19 protein-coding genes are annotated in these 17,352 nt (G+C 64.6%); all 19 read left to right on the top strand.

Going from position 1 to position 17,352, the window contains the following annotated elements:
* The first annotated feature begins 262 nt into the window (after positions 1–262).
* Positions 263–982 (top strand): beta-ketoacyl synthase chain length factor, encoded by a 720-nt coding sequence (locus C4J86_RS02305; RefSeq protein ID WP_124369332.1) that lies wholly within the window; start codon positions 263–265, stop codon positions 980–982.
* Positions 958–1,770, top strand: coding sequence for a 1-acyl-sn-glycerol-3-phosphate acyltransferase (locus C4J86_RS02300; protein WP_124369331.1), 813 nt, complete (start codon positions 958–960; stop codon positions 1,768–1,770). The genes C4J86_RS02305 and C4J86_RS02300 overlap by 25 nt, the downstream gene beginning before the upstream one ends.
* Positions 1,748–2,023, top strand: coding sequence for a phosphopantetheine-binding protein (locus tag C4J86_RS02295; protein ID WP_124369330.1), 276 nt, complete (start codon positions 1,748–1,750; stop codon positions 2,021–2,023). Before C4J86_RS02300 ends, C4J86_RS02295 begins: the two co-directional genes overlap by 23 nt.
* 9 nt (positions 2,024–2,032) lie before the next feature.
* Positions 2,033–2,287, top strand: coding sequence for an acyl carrier protein (locus C4J86_RS02290; protein ID WP_003209389.1), 255 nt, complete (start codon positions 2,033–2,035; stop codon positions 2,285–2,287).
* Positions 2,284–2,829, top strand: coding sequence for a hypothetical protein (locus C4J86_RS02285; RefSeq protein ID WP_124365556.1), 546 nt, complete (start codon positions 2,284–2,286; stop codon positions 2,827–2,829). Before C4J86_RS02290 ends, C4J86_RS02285 begins: the two co-directional genes overlap by 4 nt.
* Positions 2,826–4,493: an acyl-CoA synthetase family protein gene (locus C4J86_RS02280; protein ID WP_124369329.1), complete on the top strand. Its 1,668-nt coding sequence runs from the start codon at positions 2,826–2,828 to the stop codon at positions 4,491–4,493. The genes C4J86_RS02285 and C4J86_RS02280 overlap by 4 nt, the downstream gene beginning before the upstream one ends.
* A 171-nt stretch (positions 4,494–4,664) precedes the next feature.
* Positions 4,665–5,399: a glycosyltransferase family 2 protein gene (locus C4J86_RS02275; protein ID WP_124369328.1), complete on the top strand. Its 735-nt coding sequence runs from the start codon at positions 4,665–4,667 to the stop codon at positions 5,397–5,399.
* Positions 5,396–6,331 carry a glycosyl transferase gene (locus tag C4J86_RS02270; protein ID WP_124369327.1) on the top strand — a complete coding sequence of 312 codons (936 nt, stop codon included), beginning with the start codon at positions 5,396–5,398 and terminating at the stop codon, positions 6,329–6,331. The genes C4J86_RS02275 and C4J86_RS02270 overlap by 4 nt, the downstream gene beginning before the upstream one ends.
* On the top strand, positions 6,315–7,856 hold the full coding sequence (gene hutH / locus C4J86_RS02265) for a histidine ammonia-lyase (protein ID WP_124369326.1): 1,542 nt from the start codon (positions 6,315–6,317) through the stop codon (positions 7,854–7,856). Before C4J86_RS02270 ends, hutH begins: the two co-directional genes overlap by 17 nt.
* A complete protein-coding gene (locus tag C4J86_RS02260) occupies positions 7,849–8,274 on the top strand; it encodes a thioesterase family protein (protein WP_124369325.1) in 426 nt (141 codons plus the stop codon). Before hutH ends, C4J86_RS02260 begins: the two co-directional genes overlap by 8 nt.
* Positions 8,271–8,954, top strand: a complete 684-nt coding sequence (locus C4J86_RS02255) for an outer membrane lipoprotein carrier protein LolA (protein WP_124369324.1) — start codon at positions 8,271–8,273, stop codon at positions 8,952–8,954. Before C4J86_RS02260 ends, C4J86_RS02255 begins: the two co-directional genes overlap by 4 nt.
* Complete coding sequence (locus C4J86_RS02250; RefSeq protein WP_124369323.1) at positions 8,938–11,256, top strand: MMPL family transporter; 2,319 nt, start codon at positions 8,938–8,940, stop codon at positions 11,254–11,256. Before C4J86_RS02255 ends, C4J86_RS02250 begins: the two co-directional genes overlap by 17 nt.
* 33 nt (positions 11,257–11,289) lie before the next feature.
* Entirely contained in the window at positions 11,290–12,537 is a 1,248-nt protein-coding gene (locus tag C4J86_RS02245) for an NAD(P)/FAD-dependent oxidoreductase (protein WP_124369322.1), read from the top strand.
* Positions 12,534–13,283: a class I SAM-dependent methyltransferase gene (locus C4J86_RS02240; RefSeq protein ID WP_124369321.1), complete on the top strand. Its 750-nt coding sequence runs from the start codon at positions 12,534–12,536 to the stop codon at positions 13,281–13,283. Before C4J86_RS02245 ends, C4J86_RS02240 begins: the two co-directional genes overlap by 4 nt.
* On the top strand, positions 13,280–13,762 hold the full coding sequence (locus tag C4J86_RS02235) for a hypothetical protein (RefSeq protein ID WP_124369320.1): 483 nt from the start codon (positions 13,280–13,282) through the stop codon (positions 13,760–13,762). The genes C4J86_RS02240 and C4J86_RS02235 overlap by 4 nt, the downstream gene beginning before the upstream one ends.
* A complete protein-coding gene (locus tag C4J86_RS02230; RefSeq protein ID WP_124369319.1) occupies positions 13,759–14,925 on the top strand; it encodes a beta-ketoacyl-[acyl-carrier-protein] synthase family protein in 1,167 nt (388 codons plus the stop codon). Before C4J86_RS02235 ends, C4J86_RS02230 begins: the two co-directional genes overlap by 4 nt.
* Positions 14,922–15,383 (top strand): hotdog family protein, encoded by a 462-nt coding sequence (locus C4J86_RS02225; RefSeq protein ID WP_124369318.1) that lies wholly within the window; start codon positions 14,922–14,924, stop codon positions 15,381–15,383. Before C4J86_RS02230 ends, C4J86_RS02225 begins: the two co-directional genes overlap by 4 nt.
* The gene (gene fabG / locus C4J86_RS02220) at positions 15,380–16,108 is read left to right on the top strand and encodes a 3-oxoacyl-ACP reductase FabG (RefSeq protein ID WP_124369317.1); all 729 of its coding nucleotides are present in this window, start codon (positions 15,380–15,382) and stop codon (positions 16,106–16,108) included. Before C4J86_RS02225 ends, fabG begins: the two co-directional genes overlap by 4 nt.
* Positions 16,108–17,334, top strand: a complete 1,227-nt coding sequence (locus tag C4J86_RS02215; RefSeq protein WP_124365542.1) for a beta-ketoacyl-ACP synthase — start codon at positions 16,108–16,110, stop codon at positions 17,332–17,334. Before fabG ends, C4J86_RS02215 begins: the two co-directional genes overlap by 1 nt.
* Positions 17,335–17,352 lie beyond the last annotated feature (18 nt).

The following is a 17,352-nucleotide window of genomic DNA, read 5'->3' as shown; positions in this document are numbered from 1 at the left end:
GTTAGCTACCTCGTTCATCCATACGCTGTGTCTGGCCCACAAATGAATGGGAACGCTCCGACAATCCAGTTCGGCCCTCTATCGCGCACAATTTGTGAATCCGTCCAATTTATTTGTGATCCGTCGTGAACAAATTTTTACCAATATTTGCTAGAAGCCCACGGCACCGGGATAATGCGCGCCATTCGGCCATTGCCCTCTGTCCCGGAATCCGGGGCCATTGGCCGCACATGGAAGCCCGCAGGGGCGGGATAACTTCTCAGTGATCAACTTCAACATCGCCCAATGGCGCGCCTGGGCCCCTGGCCTGGAGCGTGCGGACGACTGGCTGGCCTGGTGCCGGGACCCGGTGTTGCTGCCCGCCAGCGATGCCTCTCCGGATGTGTCATTTTTGCCAGCCATGCAGCGCCGGCGCTTGAGCCGTCTGGCGCGCATGGCATTCAGTGTGGGCTGGCCGCTGGCCGAAGGCCGTGAAGCGCTGCCGCTGGTGTTTGTTTCGCGCCACGGCGAGACCCCGCGCACCCTCGACATCCTCAGTGACCTGGCCAACGAACAGCCGCTGTCGCCGACCCAGTTCAGCCTGTCGGTGCACAATGCGGTGATTGGCCTGTGGTCGATCCTGCGCAATGAAACCAGCGAAATGACCGCCCTCGCCGCCGCCGGCGATGGCCTCGAACACGGCCTGCTCGAAGCCGCCGCGTTGCTCAACGAAGGCGCCCCGGCGGTATTGCTGGTGATTGCCGAGGAACAACCGCCCGAGGCGTATGCCAGCTGGATCGCCGACGTGCCCTTCCCCTACGCCCTCGGTCTTTTGCTCACGCCCGGCGACGAGTGGCAACTGGAACTAAACAGCAGCGCGGTCCAACTCACTCAAACCCAGTGGCCCCACGCCCTGAACCTGCTGCGCACCCTGCTGACCGAACAGGGCGCCTGCCAACATGCCTGGAAGAACCGAGTATGGAACTGGCGACGCAAATCCTGACCGACAAACCACGGCAGGCCTATTACTGGCGCCTGTTCGCCACCGCCACCAGCTTCTTTATGTTCGGTGTCGGCGGGCTGTGCCTGCGCCTGCTGGTATTCCCGCTGCTCAGTTGCCTGCCGGGCGACGCCAGGCAGCATCAACGACGCGCACGTCACACCATCAGTTGCCTGTTCTGGTTTTTTATCCGGATGATGAAGTTTCTGGGCATCCTCACCTACAGCGTCGAGGGTACGGACAAACTCGGCCGCCCCGGCCAGATGATCGTCGCCAACCACCCGTCGCTGATTGACGTCGTGTTCCTGATCGGCCTGATGCGCCAGACCAATTGCGTGGTCAAGCAGAGCCTGTTTCAGAACCCGTTCACCCGCGGCCCGGTGCGCGACGCCGGCTATATCAGCAACGACGGCAGCGCCGACATGCTGGACGCGGCGGCCGACGCCCTGCGCGCAGGCCAGACCCTGATCATCTTTCCCGAGGGCACCCGCACCACACCCGGTGCGCCACCTGCCTTTCATCGCGGCGGCGCGGCCATTGCGCTGCGGGGTGCGACAATCATCACCCCAGTGGTGATCAAGGTCAGCCCCACCACCCTGACCAAGGCCGAGCCCTGGTATCGCATTCCCAGATGCCGATTCCACTTCAGTTTGCGCGTGGGTGCCGATATAGAACCACAGGCGTTCGCCGCACTGGGCCCCGCGCCCCAGGCGTCACGCAAGCTCAACGATTACCTGCATCACTATTTCATTAAGGAGCTCGCCGAAGATGAGCGACCAACACCGCCTTAGCCTTGAGCACGACATAAAGACGCTGATCATCGAGGCCCTGGGCCTGGAGGACATCAGTGCCGACGACATCGGCAGCGACCAGACGCTGTTCGGCGAAGGCCTGGGCCTGGATTCGGTCGACGCCCTGGAACTGGGCCTGGCCATCCAGAAAACGTACGGCATCAAGATCGACGCCGACGCCAAGGACACGCGCAATCACTTCACCAACGTGGCCAGCCTTGCGGCATTCGTCACGGCCAGACAGGCAGCTTGAGACCGGACCATGCAAACTCGTGACGATATTTTCAACACCCTGCGCGACGCCTTGGTGGAACTGTTTGAACTGGAACCTGAACGCGTCACCCTCGATGCCAACCTGTACCAGGACCTGGAAATCGACAGCATCGACGCGGTGGACCTGATCGACCATATCAAGCGCCAGACCGGCAAGAAGATCGCCGCCGAAGAATTCAAGGCGGTGCGCACCGTGAATGACGTGGTTGAGGCGGTGTACCGTCTGGTCCAGCCCGCCGCATGAGCCGGCTGATCGGCCTCGGCCTGCTGCTGGCGGGGCTGCTGTACCCCTTTGCGGTGTATTACGGCACCGAGCATTTTGCGCCATGGCAATTCGGCCTGCTGCTGGGCAGCCTGTGGCTGCTGCGCGCGCTCACCGCTGCACGCCGCCCCGGCAGTCGCTGGATGGCGGTGGTGGTGATTGTGTTTTGCCTGGCGCTGGCCTGGTTCGATAACCCGCAGTGGCTGCGTTGGTACCCCAGCCTGGTCAGCGCGTTCATGCTGGCACTGTTCGGCCTGAGCCTTAAATACGGGCCGCCGATGGTCGAACGCCTGGCGCGCATGAGCGACCCGCAGTTGCCGCCGCACGCGATTGTGTATACGCGCCGGGTCACCGTCGTGTGGAGTGTGTTTTTCCTGGGTAATGGCCTGCTCGCCGCCGCCCTCACCCTGTGGGCGCCGCTGAGCTGGTGGACGTTGTACAACGGCTTGATCGCCTACGGGCTGATGGGGCTGTTGTTTGCCGTGGAATGGCTGGTACGACAAAGGGTTCGAGGCCGCGTATGAAAGGTTTGAAACTTGAGCATCTGCTGCTCGAGCCGCAGGAACACCGCCAGGTCACTATTGAGCCTGCGCTGAATCATGCTCAACTGGTGGAGCAATCCCTGCGCCTGGCGGCAGGCCTGCAGGCGCGTGGCATACAGCGCCTGGCGGTGCACCTGGAAGACGCGGGCGTGCTGGCGATTGCCCTGCTCGGCGCCTGGCGTGCCGGGGTCAGCGTGCTGCTGCCGGCCGACCTGCAACCCCAGACCCGCCAACGCTGGGCCGCCGCCGTGGATGCCTGGCTGACGCAGGCGTCGGACCTGCAAGCGCTGTATCACACGCCACTGAGCCCAGCCGCACTCGACCTGGATAGCTGCCAACTGAGCCTGTGCACCTCCGGCTCCAGCGGTGAACCCAAACGCATCGACAAGTCCCTGCGCCAGCTGGCCAATGAGGTCCAGGCGCTGGAAGCGCTGTGGGGCGCCGACCTGAAAGACGCCTGCATCATCGGCAGCGTCGCCACCCAACATATCTACGGCTTGCTGTTCCGTGTGCTGTGGCCGCTGTGCGCCGGGCGCCCCTTTGGGCGCAGGCAGCTGGCATTCCCGGAAGACATGCAGCGTGCCAGTCGCGAGCATCCGCACTTCGCCTGGGTGGCCAGCCCGGCATTGCTCAAGCGCATGGGCGATAACCTCGACTGGCCGGCGCTGAGCCAGGTCTCCCGGGTGTTTTCCTCCGGCGGTGCCTTACCTGTCGACGCCGCCGCCAGCCTCTACGACCGCTTGCAGCAATGGCCGACGGAAATCCTCGGCAGCTCGGAAACCGGCGGTATCGCCTGGCGCCAGGGTGCCCAGCCGTGGCAGCCGTTTACCGACGTACAGCTGAGCCAGGATGCCGACGGTGCCCTGCGCATTGCCTCGCCTTACTTGCCCGAAGGGCATATCGAACAGACCGCCGACGCCGCGCGCATCCATGCCGATGGCCGCTTCGAACTGCTCGGGCGCCTGGACCGCATCGTCAAGCTGGAAGAAAAACGCATCGCCTTGCCGATGCTCGAACAGGCCTTGATGAACCATCCATGGGTCGCCGACACCCGCCTGGGCGTGGTGCAGGAAAACCGCGCCTCACTCGGCGCCCTGGTGGTGATGAGCGCCGAGGGCCTGCATGCCCTGCGCAACCAGGGCCGGCGCACGGTGACCCAAACCCTGCGCCAGCACCTGAGCCAGCATTGCGAAGCCCTGGCCTTGCCGCGCCGCTGGCGTTTGCTGCGCCACCTGCCGCTCAACAGCCAGGGCAAGCTGCCCCAGGCCGATACCGAGGCGCTGTTGCTGGCGCCGCGCCCCAAGGCGCCGGAGGTGCTGGCGCAGGTCGAAACCGACGGCGAGTGGACGTTGCAACTGAGCGTTCCGCCGGACCTGGCCTATTTCAGCGGGCATTTCCCGGTGACGCCGGTTCTGCCCGGTGTGGTGCAGGTGGAATGGGCCTTCAACCTGGGCCAGCAATTGCTCGACCTGCCGACGACGTTCGCGGGTATGGAAGTGCTCAAGTTCCAGCAACTGGTGCGCCCCGGCGATCACATCGAATTGCACCTGCGCTTTGACCGCGAACGCAGCAAGTTGTACTTCGCCTACCGCAATGGCGCCGCCGCCTGCTCCAGTGGGCGGATAGTGCTGGAGCCTGCCAAGTGAATAGGCTTTTGTGGCGAGGGAGCTTGCTCCCGCTGGAGTGCGCAGCACTCCCGACTCAGGCACCGCCATTTGCCAGGATGAATTCGTTCGCCTGCATTGGGGCTGCTTCGCAGCCCAGCGGGAGCAAGCTCCCTCGCCACAAGATGAGCGACAACCTTGAGAAGGTCCACCATGCATAACCCCTGCGCCCTGATCCCGGTCTACAACCACGAAGCCGCCGTGCCCGCCGTGGTCCACAGCCTGCTGGACAGCGGCCTGCCCTGCCTGCTGGTGGACGACGGCAGCAGCGCGGCCTGCGCGGCGGTGCTGGCCCAGTTGGCGACGCTGGAACATGTCACCCTGCTGACGCTGCCCCGCAACCAGGGCAAGGGCGGCGCGGTCATGGCGGGCTTTCGCGAAGCCGCGCGGCTGGGGTACACCCATGCCCTGCAGGTGGATGCCGACGGCCAGCATGACCTGCGCGAAGTCGAGACTTTCATCGACACGTCGCGCCGGCACCCCGACGCCGTCATCTGCGGCTACCCCGAATACGACGACAGCGTGCCCAAAGGCCGCCTCTACGCACGCTACCTGACCCACGTGTGGGTGTGGATCAACACCCTGTCGCTGCAGATTCGCGACTCGATGTGCGGCTTTCGCGTGTACCCGCTGGCCCCCACGCTGGCGCTGATGGACTCGGCCTACATTGGCACGCACATGGATTTCGACTCGGACATCCTCGTGCGCCTGGCCTGGCGCAACCAGCCCATGCGCTGGCTGCCGACCCAGGTGCATTACCCCGCCGACGGCCTGTCGCACTTCCGCCTGTTCCGCGACAACCTGCGCATCAGCGCCATGCACACGCGGCTGTTCTTCGGCATGCTGGTGCGCGCGCCGGCCATCCTGTGGCGCCGGTGGCAGGCATGAGCGACAGCGGTAAACACTGGGCCGACCGCGAGGAGCGCGGCAGCTTCTGGTTGATGAAACTCACGGCGGTCGCGGCAAAAGTCCTCGGCCGCCGCCTGTTGAGCCCGTTGCTCTACAGCATTGTGTTGTACTTTTTCCTGTTCGGCCGCACCGCGCGCCAGAGCGCCTGGCACTACCAGCAGCGCCTGGCGCAGTGGAGCGGGCGTGATGACCTGCTGCCGAGCCACAGGACGGTCTTTGCCCAGTTCATGGCCTTCGCCGACTCACTGCTCGACAAGCTGGACGTGTGGAACGGCAAGCTGCGCCTGGAACAGATCGACATCAACGACCCGGCGCAATTACGCGGCCAATTGCGGGGCGAGCGCGGGCAGATGCTGGTGGGCGCGCACCTGGGCAACCTGGAAGTGTGCCGCGCCCTGGCGGAAATCGGCGAACGCGTGACCATGAATGTGCTGGTGCACACCAAGCATGCCGAGCGTTTCAATCGCCTGCTGGGCGAAGCGGGCGCGACCCACTTGCGCCTGATCCAGGTCAGCGAGCTGGACCCGGCCACCATGCTGCTGCTCAGCCAGCGCCTGGACGACGGCGAATGGCTGGCGATTGCCGGCGATCGCATCCCGCTGCACGGCGGGCGCACGGTGTGCGTGGATTTCCTCGGGCATGCAGCCGCGTTCCCCCAAGGTCCGTGGCTGCTGGCCGGCCTGCTCAAATGCCCGGTCAACCTGCTGATGTGCCTCAAGCACCAGGGCCGCTATCGCCTGACCATCGAGCCCTTCGCGCAATCGATTGAATGGAAGCGCAGCACCCGCGAGCAGGTCATCGCCCTGTGGACCGCCCGCTACGCCACGCGCCTGGGTGAGTTCTGCCTGCAGGCGCCTCAACAGTGGTTCAACTTTTACCCTTTCTGGAAGACCGATGACGACGCCTCTTGAGCCGATCACCTTTGGCGAACGCCCCCTGCGCATCGAAGACGTACTGGCCCTGGCCAACCGTCAGGTGCCTACCTGCTTGCAGAACGATGCCGCGTATCGCCAGCGCATCGCCAAGGGCGCGCAGTTTCTTGACTCGCTGCTGGACAAGGAAGGCGTGATCTACGGCGTGACCACCGGCTACGGCGACTCGTGCGTGGTCGCGGTGCCGTTGCACCATGTCGAAGCGCTGCCGCGTCATCTCTACACCTTCCACGGTTGCGGCCTGGGCAAATTGCTCGACGCCCAAGCCACCCGCGCCGTGCTGGCGGCGCGCTTGCAGTCGCTGTGCCACGGCGTGTCCGGCGTGCGTGTGGAATTGCTGGAGCGCCTGCAGGGGTTCCTCGAACACGATGTGCTGCCGCTGATTCCAGAAGAAGGCTCGGTGGGCGCCAGCGGCGACCTGACGCCGCTGTCGTATGTGGCGGCGACCTTGTCCGGCGAGCGTGAAGTACTGTTTCGTGGCGAACGGCGCCAAGCCGCCGACGTGCACCGCGAACTGGGTTGGCAGCCGCTGGTACTGCGGCCCAAGGAAGCCTTGGCATTGATGAACGGCACTGCGGTGATGACGGGCATTGCCTGCCTGGCCTTCGCCCGCGCCGACTACCTGCTGCACCTGGCCACGCGCATCACCGCGCTCAATGTGGTGGCGCTGCAAGGCAACCCGGAACACTTCGACGAACGCCTGTTCGCCGCCAAGCCCCACCCCGGGCAGATGCAAGTTGCCGCCTGGCTGCGCCAGGACCTGGCTATCGATGCACCGACTGCACCGCTGCACCGCCTGCAGGACCGCTATTCGCTGCGCTGCGCGCCCCATGTGCTCGGCGTGCTGGCCGACAGCCTGAATTGGTTGCGCTCGTTTATCGAAATCGAGCTGAACAGCGCCAATGACAACCCGATCATCGATGCCGAAGCCGAACGCGTGCTGCACGGCGGGCACTTCTACGGCGGGCACATCGCTTTTGCCATGGACAGCCTCAAAACCCTGGTGGCCAACGTCGCCGACCTGCTCGACCGCCAACTGGCGCTGCTGGTGGACGTGCGTTACAACCACGGCCTGCCGAGCAACCTGTCGGGCGCGCCGGCCGACCGCGCGATGATCAACCATGGCTTCAAGGCCGTGCAGATCGGCACCAGCGCCTGGACCGCCGAAGCGCTGAAAAACACCATGCCGGCCAGCGTGTTTTCGCGCTCTACCGAGTGCCATAACCAGGACAAAGTGAGCATGGGCACCATCGCCGCCCGCGATGCGATCCGCGTACTGGAGTTGACCGAGCAGGTTGCCGCCGCCACCTTGCTCGCCGCCAACCAAGGGGTATGGCTTCGCGCCCAGGCCGACGATGCCCGGCCGTTGCCACCGGCGCTGGCGGCGATGCATGAAGCGCTGGCCAAGGATTTCCCGCCGGTCATTGAAGACCGCGCCCTGGAAGGCGAACTGCGCCTGTGCCTGCAACGTATTGCCGCGCAACACTGGAGGCTGCATGCGTAGTCCCGGCGTATTGCACAGCGACACTGAAATCCTCGTGCCGTTTTTCGATATCGACTCGATGAACGTGGTGTGGCACGGGCATTACGTGAAATACCTGGAAGTGGCGCGCTGCGCGCTGCTGGACAAAATCGGCCACAACTACACCGCGATGCTCGAAGCCGGCTACGCCTGGCCGATCATCGACATGCAGCTGCGCTATGTGCGCGGCGCGACCTTCGACCAAACCCTCAACGTGCGCGCCAGCCTGGTGGAGTGGGAGAATCGCTTGAAGGTGAATTACCTGATCACCGACCTCGCCAGCGGCGAACGCCTGACCCGCGCCAGCACCGTGCAAGTGGCGGTAGAGATCGCCAGCCGCGAGATGCAACTCGCTTCCCCCAAAATATTCACCGACGCCGTAGAAAGGGCCTTGAAATGAGATCCCCTGTAGGAGCGAGCTTGCTCGCGAAGATCGCCAACGATAACGCGCTGCACCTGACGCCCCGCAGGGCCCTCAGGTTTTTCGCGAGCAAGCTCGCTCCTACAGTGGCCGCCGCGTTGCTGAGCTTCAGCGCCCACGCCTTCGACCTGCAACAGCTCAGCGATCAACTAGCCAAACCCCGCGTGATCCACGGCAACTTCATCCAGGAAAAACACCTGCGCGCCCTGCCCCAGCCGCTGGTCAGCAAAGGCACCTTCGTGCTCGCCAAGGACCACGGCTTGCTGTGGCTGTTGAAGACCCCGCTGCAACAGGACTACCGCATCAGCGCCCAGGGCATCGCCCGGCGTGACGCCAACGGCTGGCAATTGCTGCCGAACAAGAGCGCCGGCGCCGAGCAGAATCGCCTGTTCCTTGCGGTGCTGCAGGGCGACAGCAGTGGCTTGCAACGTGACTTCGAACTGCAACTGCAAGGGCAAGCCCAGCAATGGAAGCTGACGCTGATCCCGCGTTCGCTGCTGCTCAAGCAGGTCTTTACCCAGATCAATATCGACGGCGGCGAGCTAGTCAATACCATTGAGCTGCTGGAAACCCAGGGCGACAGCACGCTGCTGCGCATGCAGGACAGCAGCGCCGACCAGCCATTGAGCATTGCCGAGCAACATGACTTTGCCCAGTGAGCGCCTGCTGCCGCGCCTGTTCCTGACCCTGCTGGCGGCCGTATTGGCCCTGGCCGGCTGGCAGTGGCGCGAGGGTGCGCCGCTGTCGGCCAACCTGATGGAACTGGTGCCCGGCAGTACGCCGGACGCCTTGGAGCTGCAAGCCGAGCAGCGCATGCAGGAGCCGCTGAACCGCGAGATGCTGGTGCTGGTGGGGCACGCCGACCGCCAACGAGCGCTGGCCGTGGCGCAGCAACTGGCCGAGCGCTGGCAAGCCAGCGGCCTGTTTGAAAAGGTGCAATGGAACCTGCAAGCCGACTTGCCGGCGCTGCGCGAACAGCTGCTGCGCGGCCGCCTGGCGATGCTTGCGGCCAAGGACCGCGAGCAACTGATCGAACAGCCTGAGGCCTTTATCCAGCAGCGTGTGCAGTCGCTGTTCGACCCCTTTACCGGCTTCAGCCTGGTGCCGAGCCAGGACGACTGGCTGGGCCTGACCGGGCGCATCCAGAACAGCCAGCCGCAACACGGGGCGGTACAGCTGGATATCGGCAGCGGCGCGCTGATCGCCGATGCCGACGGCAAAAGCTGGGTGCTGCTGCGGGCGCGCACCACCGGCAATGCGTTCGATATGAAACTGCCGCTGCAAGTGGCCGATCTGCTCCAGGCCAGCCGCGCCGAGGCAGGCAAGCAAGGTGTGCAACTGCTCGCCGCCAGCGGCTTGCTCTATGCGGCCAATGGGCAGCAGCAAGCCACGCGGGAAATCACCTGGGTCGGCGGCGGCGCAACCGTGGGCATCCTGCTGTTGCTGCTGCTGGCGTTCCGGCGCTGGCGGGTGCTGCTGGCGTTCGTGCCGGTCGTGGTCGGCATGCTGTTTGGCGCCGTGGCCTGTGTGGCGCTGTTCGGCCATATGCATGTGATGACCCTGGTGCTGGGCTCGAGCCTGATCGGCGTGGCGGTGGATTACCCGCTGCACTACCTGTCCAAAAGCTGGAGCCTGCAACCCTGGCGCAGTTGGCCGGCATTACGCCTGACCCTGCCAGGGCTGAGCCTGAGCCTGGCCACCAGTTGCATCGGCTATCTGGCCCTGGCCTGGACGCCGTTCCCGGCGCTGACACAAATCGCGGTGTTCTCCGCAGCCGGTCTGGTCGGTGCTTATCTCTCAGCCGTGTGCCTGTTGCCCGCGCTGCTCAGCGGTGTGGAACTGCGCCCGGCACAATGGCCGCTGCGCATCGCCGAACGCTTGTGGCAGTGGCGGGCTGCATTGATCAAGCGCGTACCAGGCTCGGTGCTGCTGGTGTGGGTGCTGTTGTTCTGCGCCGGTGGCCTGTGGCAGCTGAACACTAAAAACGATATCCGCCAGTGGATCGGCGCACCGCCGCAATTGTTGCAGGAGGCCCAGGCCGTGGCGCGCATCACCGGGTTCCAGCCCACCAGCCAGTTCTTCCTGGTGCGCGCCGAGACTCAGCAGCAGTTACTCGAACGCCAGGCCGCCCTCGGCCAGCGCCTGGATCAACTGGTGAATATGGACAAGCTGCAGGGTTACCTGGCGCTGAATCAGCTGGTCAACCTGCCCGCCGAACAACAGCAACTGCGCGCGGCGCTGGATACACTCGCGCAGCATTGGCAACCGCTGCTGGACCTCGGCGTGCCCGCCGCCGCGCTGCAGGCCGAAGTCGCGCAGTTGCAGGCGCTGCCCACCGAAGACATCGACGCCGCGCTCAAAGGCCCGCTGGCCGAGCCATGGCGTACGCTGTGGCTGGGCCCGGTAGACGGCGGCGTGGCGGCGATGGTCAGCCTGCAAGGCTTGAACAACCCGGCCTTGCTGCGGGTGCAGGCCGTGGACTTGCCCGGCGTGCAACTGGTGGATCGCCTGGGTGACTTGAACCGCGTGTTCGCCGACACCCAAATCAGCGCCGCCGAGTTGAAGTTGCTGTCCTGTGTACTGATCGTGGTGCTGTTGATGCTGCCCTTCGGCTTCATCGGCGCCTTGCGCATCGTCGCGCTGCCGCTGCTGGCGGCGCTGTGCAGCCTGGCCAGCCTCGGTTGGCTGGGGCAGCCGCTGACCCTGTTCAGCCTGTTCGGCCTGCTGCTGGTCACGGCCATCAGCGTCGATTATGCGATCCTGATGCGCGAGCAGATCGGCGGTGCTGCCGTGAGCCTGCTGGGAACCTTACTGGCCGCGCTGACCACTTGGTTATCGTTCGGCCTGCTGGCCGTCTCCAGTACCCCGGCAGTGAGCAATTTCGGCCTGTCGGTCAGCCTCGGCCTGGCATTCAGCTTTATGCTGGCGCCCTGGGCCGGGCAACAGAAACACGCCTTATGAATGTGATTATCGCCAAAGCGGCAAGGAGCCTTCGTGCCCACAGTTGAAATGGAACGTCGCCAAGTGGTGGTGATCGGTGCCGGGCCGTCCGGGGCCATCGCGGCCGCGCTGCTCAAGCGCAAAGGGCATGATGTATTGGTTATCGAGCGCCAGCATTTTCCGCGCTTCTCGATTGGCGAAAGCCTGCTGTCGCACTGCATCGACTTTATCGAAGAAGCCGGCATGCTCGACGCCGTGCAGGCGGCCGGCTTTCAACTGAAAACCGGTGCCGCGTTCGCCTGGGGCGAGCGCTACAGCGCGTTCGATTTCGGTGACACCTTCAGCAACGGCAAGCCGACGACCTTCCAGGTGCAGCGCGCCGAGTTCGACAAGCTGCTGGCCGATCAGGCGGCACTGCAGGGTGTGGAAATCCGCTACGGCGAAAGCATCGTCGGCGTGGACTTTTCCGGCGAGTGTCGTTACCTGCACGTACGCCGCGAGAATGGCAGCGAGTACCACCTCAAGGCCAAATTCGTGCTGGATGCCAGCGGCTATGGCCGCGTGTTGCCGCGCCTGCTGGACCTTGAAGCCCCATCGAATTTCCCGCTGCGCCAGGCCGTGTTCACCCACGTCGAAGACCGCATCGAACACCCAGGCTTCGACCGCACCAAGATTCTGGTGACCACCCATCCCGAGAAGCGCGATATCTGGTTCTGGACCATCCCGTTCAGCAACGGTCGTTGCTCGGTGGGCGTGGTCGCGGCCAAGGAGCACTTCGACGGCCACGACGGCGACCTCGACGCCTGCCTGCGCGGGTTTATCGAGCAAACCCCGAGCCTGTCCGGCGTGCTGCAAAACGCCGTGTGGGACACCCCGGCGCGCAGCATCGGCGGCTATTCGGCCAACGTCAAAACCCTGCACGGTCCGGGCTTTGCGCTGTTGGGCAACGCGGCGGAATTTCTCGACCCGGTGTTCTCTTCCGGCGTGACCATCGCCATGCGCTCGGCGAGCATGGCCGCCGGCTTGCTGCATCGCCAACTGCAAGGCGAAACGGTGGACTGGCAAACCGAGTTCGCCGAACCGTTGAAGCGCGGGGTCGACACCTTCCGCTGCTACGTCGAGGGCTGGTACGCCGGGACGTTCCAGGATGTGATTTTCCACGCCGGCAGTTCGCCGGATATTCGCCGCATGATCAGTTCGATCCTCGCCGGTTACGCCTGGGATGAACGCAATCCGTTTGTCAGCGAGCCCAAGCGGCGCCTGCGCATGCTGTCGCAAATCTGCGCGAGTGAGACGGTATGACCAGCCCTGCCGTTGAAAAAAACTACCTGAGTAAGAACTACGTCGAAGAAACCCGGTTCGGCTTCTGGTTCCTGCGCAGCCACACCTGGCAGCACCATGTATTGCGCGTAGCGATCAACGACCTGCGCAGCCTGTTCAGCGAACCGCTGCCGGTGGCGCCGGTGTTGCTCGACGCCGGCTGCGGCCAGGGCAAATCCTTCAACTTGCTGCAGCAGGTCTTCGCGCCCTCGCGTTTGATCGGCCTGGATGCCGACCCTCACAGCCTGGCCCTGAGCCGCGAAGAAGCCGCTCGCCAGGGCCTGGCCGTGGAGCTGATCGGCAGCGACTGCGCCACCCTCGACGTCGCCGACGCCAGCGTCGATATCGTGTTTTGCCACCAGACCTTTCACCACCTGGTCGAGCAACATCGCGCACTCAAGGAGTTTTATCGGGTACTCAAGCCGGGCGGCTATTTGCTGTTTGCCGAGTCCACCGAAGCCTATATCGACACCTGGGTAATCCGCTGGCTGTTCCGCCACCCGATGCACGTGCAGAAAAGCGCCGAGGAGTATCTGCAGATGCTGCGCGAGCAAGGCTTTGAATTCGGCGCGCGGAACGTCTCGTATCCCTATTTGTGGTGGAGCCGTTCCAGCGATTTCGGCCTGCTGGAACGCTGGGGCCTGCGCAAGGCGCCGCCGGTGGGTCAGCGTGAGGAAACCCTGGTCAACTGTGTGGCGCGCAAACCGTTAGAGGCCGCGAGCTCATGATGCGCTGGCTGTTGATGGGCTGCCTGTTGCTGCTCAGCGCGTGCGCCAGCCAGGCGCCGTTACCCGAGAAAATCCCGGCGCTGGCCTTGCCGATGCAATTGCATGTGCAACGCCTGGAGGGCGAGCGCAGCCAGGACTGGCTGTTGGTGATCCAGCGTGAAGGCGCGGCGATTCGTTGGTCGATGATGGATCCGCTGGGCATTCCCCAGGCCCGGCAGAAGCTGATCGACGGGCAATGGCAGGCCGATGGCTTGCTGCCGCCCAATCCCCAGGCGCGAGAACTGTTCGCCGCGCTGCTGTTTGCCCTGGCCTCGGCGGATGACGTGCGTGCGCTGTATCCTTCGGCCCAGGCCATGGACCTCACGCGAACGCTGCCGGGCCATTGGCAAATCGTCTATCAGTCCTCGGAGGTGTTCAGCGTGAACATGGCGGGCCAACCGTTGAGCTATCGCATTACTCCGCTGGGAGTCGGCCGATGACCGCTTACCTCAATGCCCTCGGCGTGATCTGTGCCCTTGGGCGCGGCCAGGCCGAGGTCAGCCGCAGCCTGTTTGCCGGTGACTGTTGCGGCATGCGCGCCGAGAGCGGCTGGGTGCCGGAGCGCGTGGTGCCGGTCGCGGCGGTGCGCGGCGAGCTGGCAACCATTCCGGCGCAATTGGGCCAGCAGAGCAGCCGCAATAACCAGTTGCTGCTGGAAGCGGCGTTGCAGATTGAGGCGCAGATTCGCCAGGTGGTCGACACCTACGGCGCCTCACGGGTGGGCGTTGTGCTGGGTACCAGCACCTCGGGCATCGACGAAGCCAGTCGCGGCATTGCCCACTACCTGCGCGATCACGCGTTCCCTGGCGACTACGACTACCAGCAGCAGGAACTCAGCGCTCCGGCGAATTTCCTCGCCGACTGGCTGCAGTTGAGCGGCCCGGCCTATGTGATTTCCACCGCCTGCACGTCCAGCGCCCGCGCGTTGATGAGCGCCCAGCGCCTGCTCGACCTGGGCGTGTGCGATGCGGTGCTCTGCGGCGGCGTCGACAGCCTGTGCAGGCTGACGCTGAACGGGTTTACCGCGCTGGAAGCCGTGTCTGCCGAGCGCTGCAATCCGTTCTCGGTGAACCGCGACGGCATCAATATCGGCGAAGCGGCGGTGTTGTTCGTGATGAGCCGCGAGGCGGCGCCGGTCGCCCTGCTGGGCAGTGGCGCCAGTTGCGACGCGCACCATATCTCCGCGCCCGAGCCCAGCGGCAAGGGTGCGTTGCAGGCGATGCGCAAGGCCCTGGCCAGCGCAAAACTTACCCCTGCGCAGATCGGTTACCTGAACCTGCACGGCACCGCCACCCAACACAACGACGCCATGGAAAGCCAGGCGGTCGCCAGCCTGTTTCCGGGCGGCGTGGCCTGTTCATCGACCAAACCCATGAGCGGCCATACCCTCGGCGCGGCGGGCGCATTGGAAGCGGCGTTCTGCTGGTTGAGCCTGACTCACGGCCTTGTTCCGCCCCATGTGTGGGACGGCCACCTTGACCCGGCGCTGCCCGCGTTGCAGTGGGCGCAACAGGGCGACACCCTGGAAAAACCCTACCTGATGAGCAACTCGTTTGCCTTCGGCGGCAACAACGTCAGCCTGATTATTGGAGAGGCCCCATGATCGATTGGCCACTCGCCGAACTGCTGCCCCACGCGGGCGATATGATCCTGCTCGACCAGGTGCTGTCGTTCGATGAAGAGCAGGTGCATACCCGCCTCACCGTCAAGCCCGGTGGCCTGTTCAACCGCGCAGACGGCAGCCTGCCGGCCTGGGTCGGTATCGAGTTGATGGCGCAAAGCGTCGCCGCCTATGCCGGTTGTCGCGCGCGCCAGCAGGGCCTGGCGGTGGAACTGGGCTTCCTGTTGGGCACGCGTAAGTTCGAGTGCAACGTGGAGCACTTCCCCGCCGGCGCCGAGCTGAACATCCACGGCCTGCGCTCCCTGGAAGACGACAATGGCATGGGGGTGTTCGAATGCCACCTCACTGGCGATGGAATCCAGGCCAGCGCACGCTTGAACGTATTTCGACCGCCCCAGGCGGCCAACTATTTAGCTGAAACGAAGGACGAAACGCCATGACTGAATCCGTACTGGTCACCGGCTCCAGCCGTGGCATCGGCCGCGCCATTGCCCTGCGCCTGGCCCAGGCCGGGCATGACATCGTGCTGCATTGTCGCAGCGGGCGGGCCGAAGCCGACGCGGTACAGGTCGAGATCCAGGCCCTGGGCCGCCAGGCGCGGGTGCTGCAGTTCGATGTGGCAGACCGCGCCGCATGCAAGGCAATCCTTGAGGCCGATGTGGAGCAGCACGGTGCTTATTACGGCGTGGTGCTCAACGCCGGCCTGACCCGCGACGGCGCCTTCCCGGCCCTGTCGGAAGAGGACTGGGACGTGGTGCTGCGCACCAACCTCGACGGTTTCTACAACGTGCTGCACCCGGTGATGATGCCGATGATTCGTCGGCGTGCCGCCGGGCGCATCGTGTGCATCACCTCGGTTTCCGGGCTGATCGGCAACCGTGGCCAGGTCAACTACAGTGCTTCCAAAGCGGGCCTGATCGGCGCAGCCAAGGCGCTGGCCATCGAGCTGGGCAAGCGCAAGATCACCGTCAACTGTGTCGCACCGGGCTTGATCGACACCGCCATGCTGGATGAAAACGTCCCGGTGCAAGAGCTGATGAAGATGATCCCGGCGCAGCGCATGGGCACCCCGGAAGAAGTGGCTGGGGCGGTGAATTTCCTGATGTCGGCCGAGGCCGGCTATATCACGCGCCAAGTGTTGGCCGTAAACGGGGGCTTGTGCTGATGAAGCGCGTCGTCGTCACCGGCATGGCCGGCATGACCTCCCTGGGCAGCGATTGGGACACCATCGCGGCCAACTTTCGCGCCAACCGCAGCGGCATCCGGCGCATGGATGAGTGGGACCGTTTTACCGAACTGAACACGCGCCTGGCCGGGCCGATCGACGATTTCGTCGTGCCCGCCCACTGGACGCGCAAACAGCTGCGCAGCATGGGCCGTGTCTCGCGCCTGGCGGTGTGGGCAGCGGAGCAGGCGTTGCAGGATGCCGGCCTGCTCGGCGACGCGTCGATCAAGGACGGGCGCATGGGCGTGGCGTGTGGTTCGTCCACCGGCAGCACCGACGAGATCAAAGCGTTCGGCAATATGCTGCTGAATTCGGTGGCCGAGGGGCTGAATGCCAACTCCTACGTGCGCATGATGCCGCACACCACGGCAGCGAATATCAGCATTTTTTTTGGCCTGACCGGCCGCTTGATCCCCACGTCCAGCGCTTGCACCAGCGGCAGCCAGGGCATCGGTTATGCCTACGAGGCGATCAAGTTCGGCCGCCTGCCCTTGATGCTGGCCGGAGGCGCGGAAGAGCTGTGCCCCACCGAGGCCATGGTGTTCGACGCGCTCTACGCCACCAGCCTGAAAAACGACGCGCCCCAAACCAGCCCGCGCCCCTACGACAGCGGCCGCGATGGGCTGGTAATCGGTGAAGGCGGCGGCATGCTGGTGCTGGAAGAGTTGGAACACGCGTTGGCGCGGGGTGCGCATATCCACGCCGAACTGGTTGGTTTCGGCAGCAATGCCGACGGCCAGCACACCACCCGCCCGGAGCAGAAAACCATGCGTCGCGCCATGGAACTGGCGCTGGAGGATGCCGGGCTTGAGCCGTCCGCCATCGGCTACGTGAACGGCCACGGCACCGCCACCGACCAGGGCGACATCGCCGAAACCCTGGCCACCAGCAGCCTGTTCGGCCCTCGCATGCCCATCAGTTCGCAGAAGAGTTTTCTTGGTCACACCCTGGGCGCGTGCGGGGCGCTGGAGTCATGGTTCAGCATCGAGATGATGAACCGCGACCAATACGTGCACACCTTCAACCTGGACGCCGTCGACCCGCACTGCGGCGCGCTGGATTACCTGCAAGGTGGCTTTCGCGAGATGCATCACGACTACGTAATGAACAACAATTTTGCCTTCGGCGGCGTCAACACCTCGTTGATCTTCCGCCGCTGGTCCTGACTTTTAAATCAATTGGAG

Origin of the sequence: Pseudomonas sp. R2-7-07 (assembly GCF_003852355.1) — a bacterium.
Lineage (GTDB): Bacteria > Pseudomonadota > Gammaproteobacteria > Pseudomonadales > Pseudomonadaceae > Aquipseudomonas.
This window is presented reverse-complemented; position numbering and strand designations above follow the sequence as displayed.

What these genes read in the sequence shown, in the direction of transcription:
- C4J86_RS02300 (WP_124369331.1), top strand. Translation starts at nt 958, where the DNA reads ATGGAACTGGCGACGCAAATCCTGACCGACAAACCACGGCAGGCCTAT.
- C4J86_RS02295 (WP_124369330.1), top strand. Translation starts at nt 1,748, where the DNA reads ATGAGCGACCAACACCGCCTTAGCCTTGAGCACGACATAAAGACGCTG.
- C4J86_RS02290 (WP_003209389.1), top strand. Translation starts at nt 2,033, where the DNA reads ATGCAAACTCGTGACGATATTTTCAACACCCTGCGCGACGCCTTGGTG.
- C4J86_RS02285 (WP_124365556.1), top strand. Translation starts at nt 2,284, where the DNA reads ATGAGCCGGCTGATCGGCCTCGGCCTGCTGCTGGCGGGGCTGCTGTAC.
- C4J86_RS02280 (WP_124369329.1), top strand. Translation starts at nt 2,826, where the DNA reads ATGAAAGGTTTGAAACTTGAGCATCTGCTGCTCGAGCCGCAGGAACAC.
- C4J86_RS02275 (WP_124369328.1), top strand. Translation starts at nt 4,665, where the DNA reads ATGCATAACCCCTGCGCCCTGATCCCGGTCTACAACCACGAAGCCGCC.
- C4J86_RS02270 (WP_124369327.1), top strand. Translation starts at nt 5,396, where the DNA reads ATGAGCGACAGCGGTAAACACTGGGCCGACCGCGAGGAGCGCGGCAGC.
- hutH (WP_124369326.1), top strand. Translation starts at nt 6,315, where the DNA reads ATGACGACGCCTCTTGAGCCGATCACCTTTGGCGAACGCCCCCTGCGC.
- C4J86_RS02260 (WP_124369325.1), top strand. Translation starts at nt 7,849, where the DNA reads ATGCGTAGTCCCGGCGTATTGCACAGCGACACTGAAATCCTCGTGCCG.
- C4J86_RS02255 (WP_124369324.1), top strand. Translation starts at nt 8,271, where the DNA reads ATGAGATCCCCTGTAGGAGCGAGCTTGCTCGCGAAGATCGCCAACGAT.
- C4J86_RS02250 (WP_124369323.1), top strand. Translation starts at nt 8,938, where the DNA reads ATGACTTTGCCCAGTGAGCGCCTGCTGCCGCGCCTGTTCCTGACCCTG.
- C4J86_RS02240 (WP_124369321.1), top strand. Translation starts at nt 12,534, where the DNA reads ATGACCAGCCCTGCCGTTGAAAAAAACTACCTGAGTAAGAACTACGTC.
- C4J86_RS02235 (WP_124369320.1), top strand. Translation starts at nt 13,280, where the DNA reads ATGATGCGCTGGCTGTTGATGGGCTGCCTGTTGCTGCTCAGCGCGTGC.
- C4J86_RS02230 (WP_124369319.1), top strand. Translation starts at nt 13,759, where the DNA reads ATGACCGCTTACCTCAATGCCCTCGGCGTGATCTGTGCCCTTGGGCGC.
- C4J86_RS02225 (WP_124369318.1), top strand. Translation starts at nt 14,922, where the DNA reads ATGATCGATTGGCCACTCGCCGAACTGCTGCCCCACGCGGGCGATATG.
- fabG (WP_124369317.1), top strand. Translation starts at nt 15,380, where the DNA reads ATGACTGAATCCGTACTGGTCACCGGCTCCAGCCGTGGCATCGGCCGC.
- C4J86_RS02215 (WP_124365542.1), top strand. Translation starts at nt 16,108, where the DNA reads ATGAAGCGCGTCGTCGTCACCGGCATGGCCGGCATGACCTCCCTGGGC.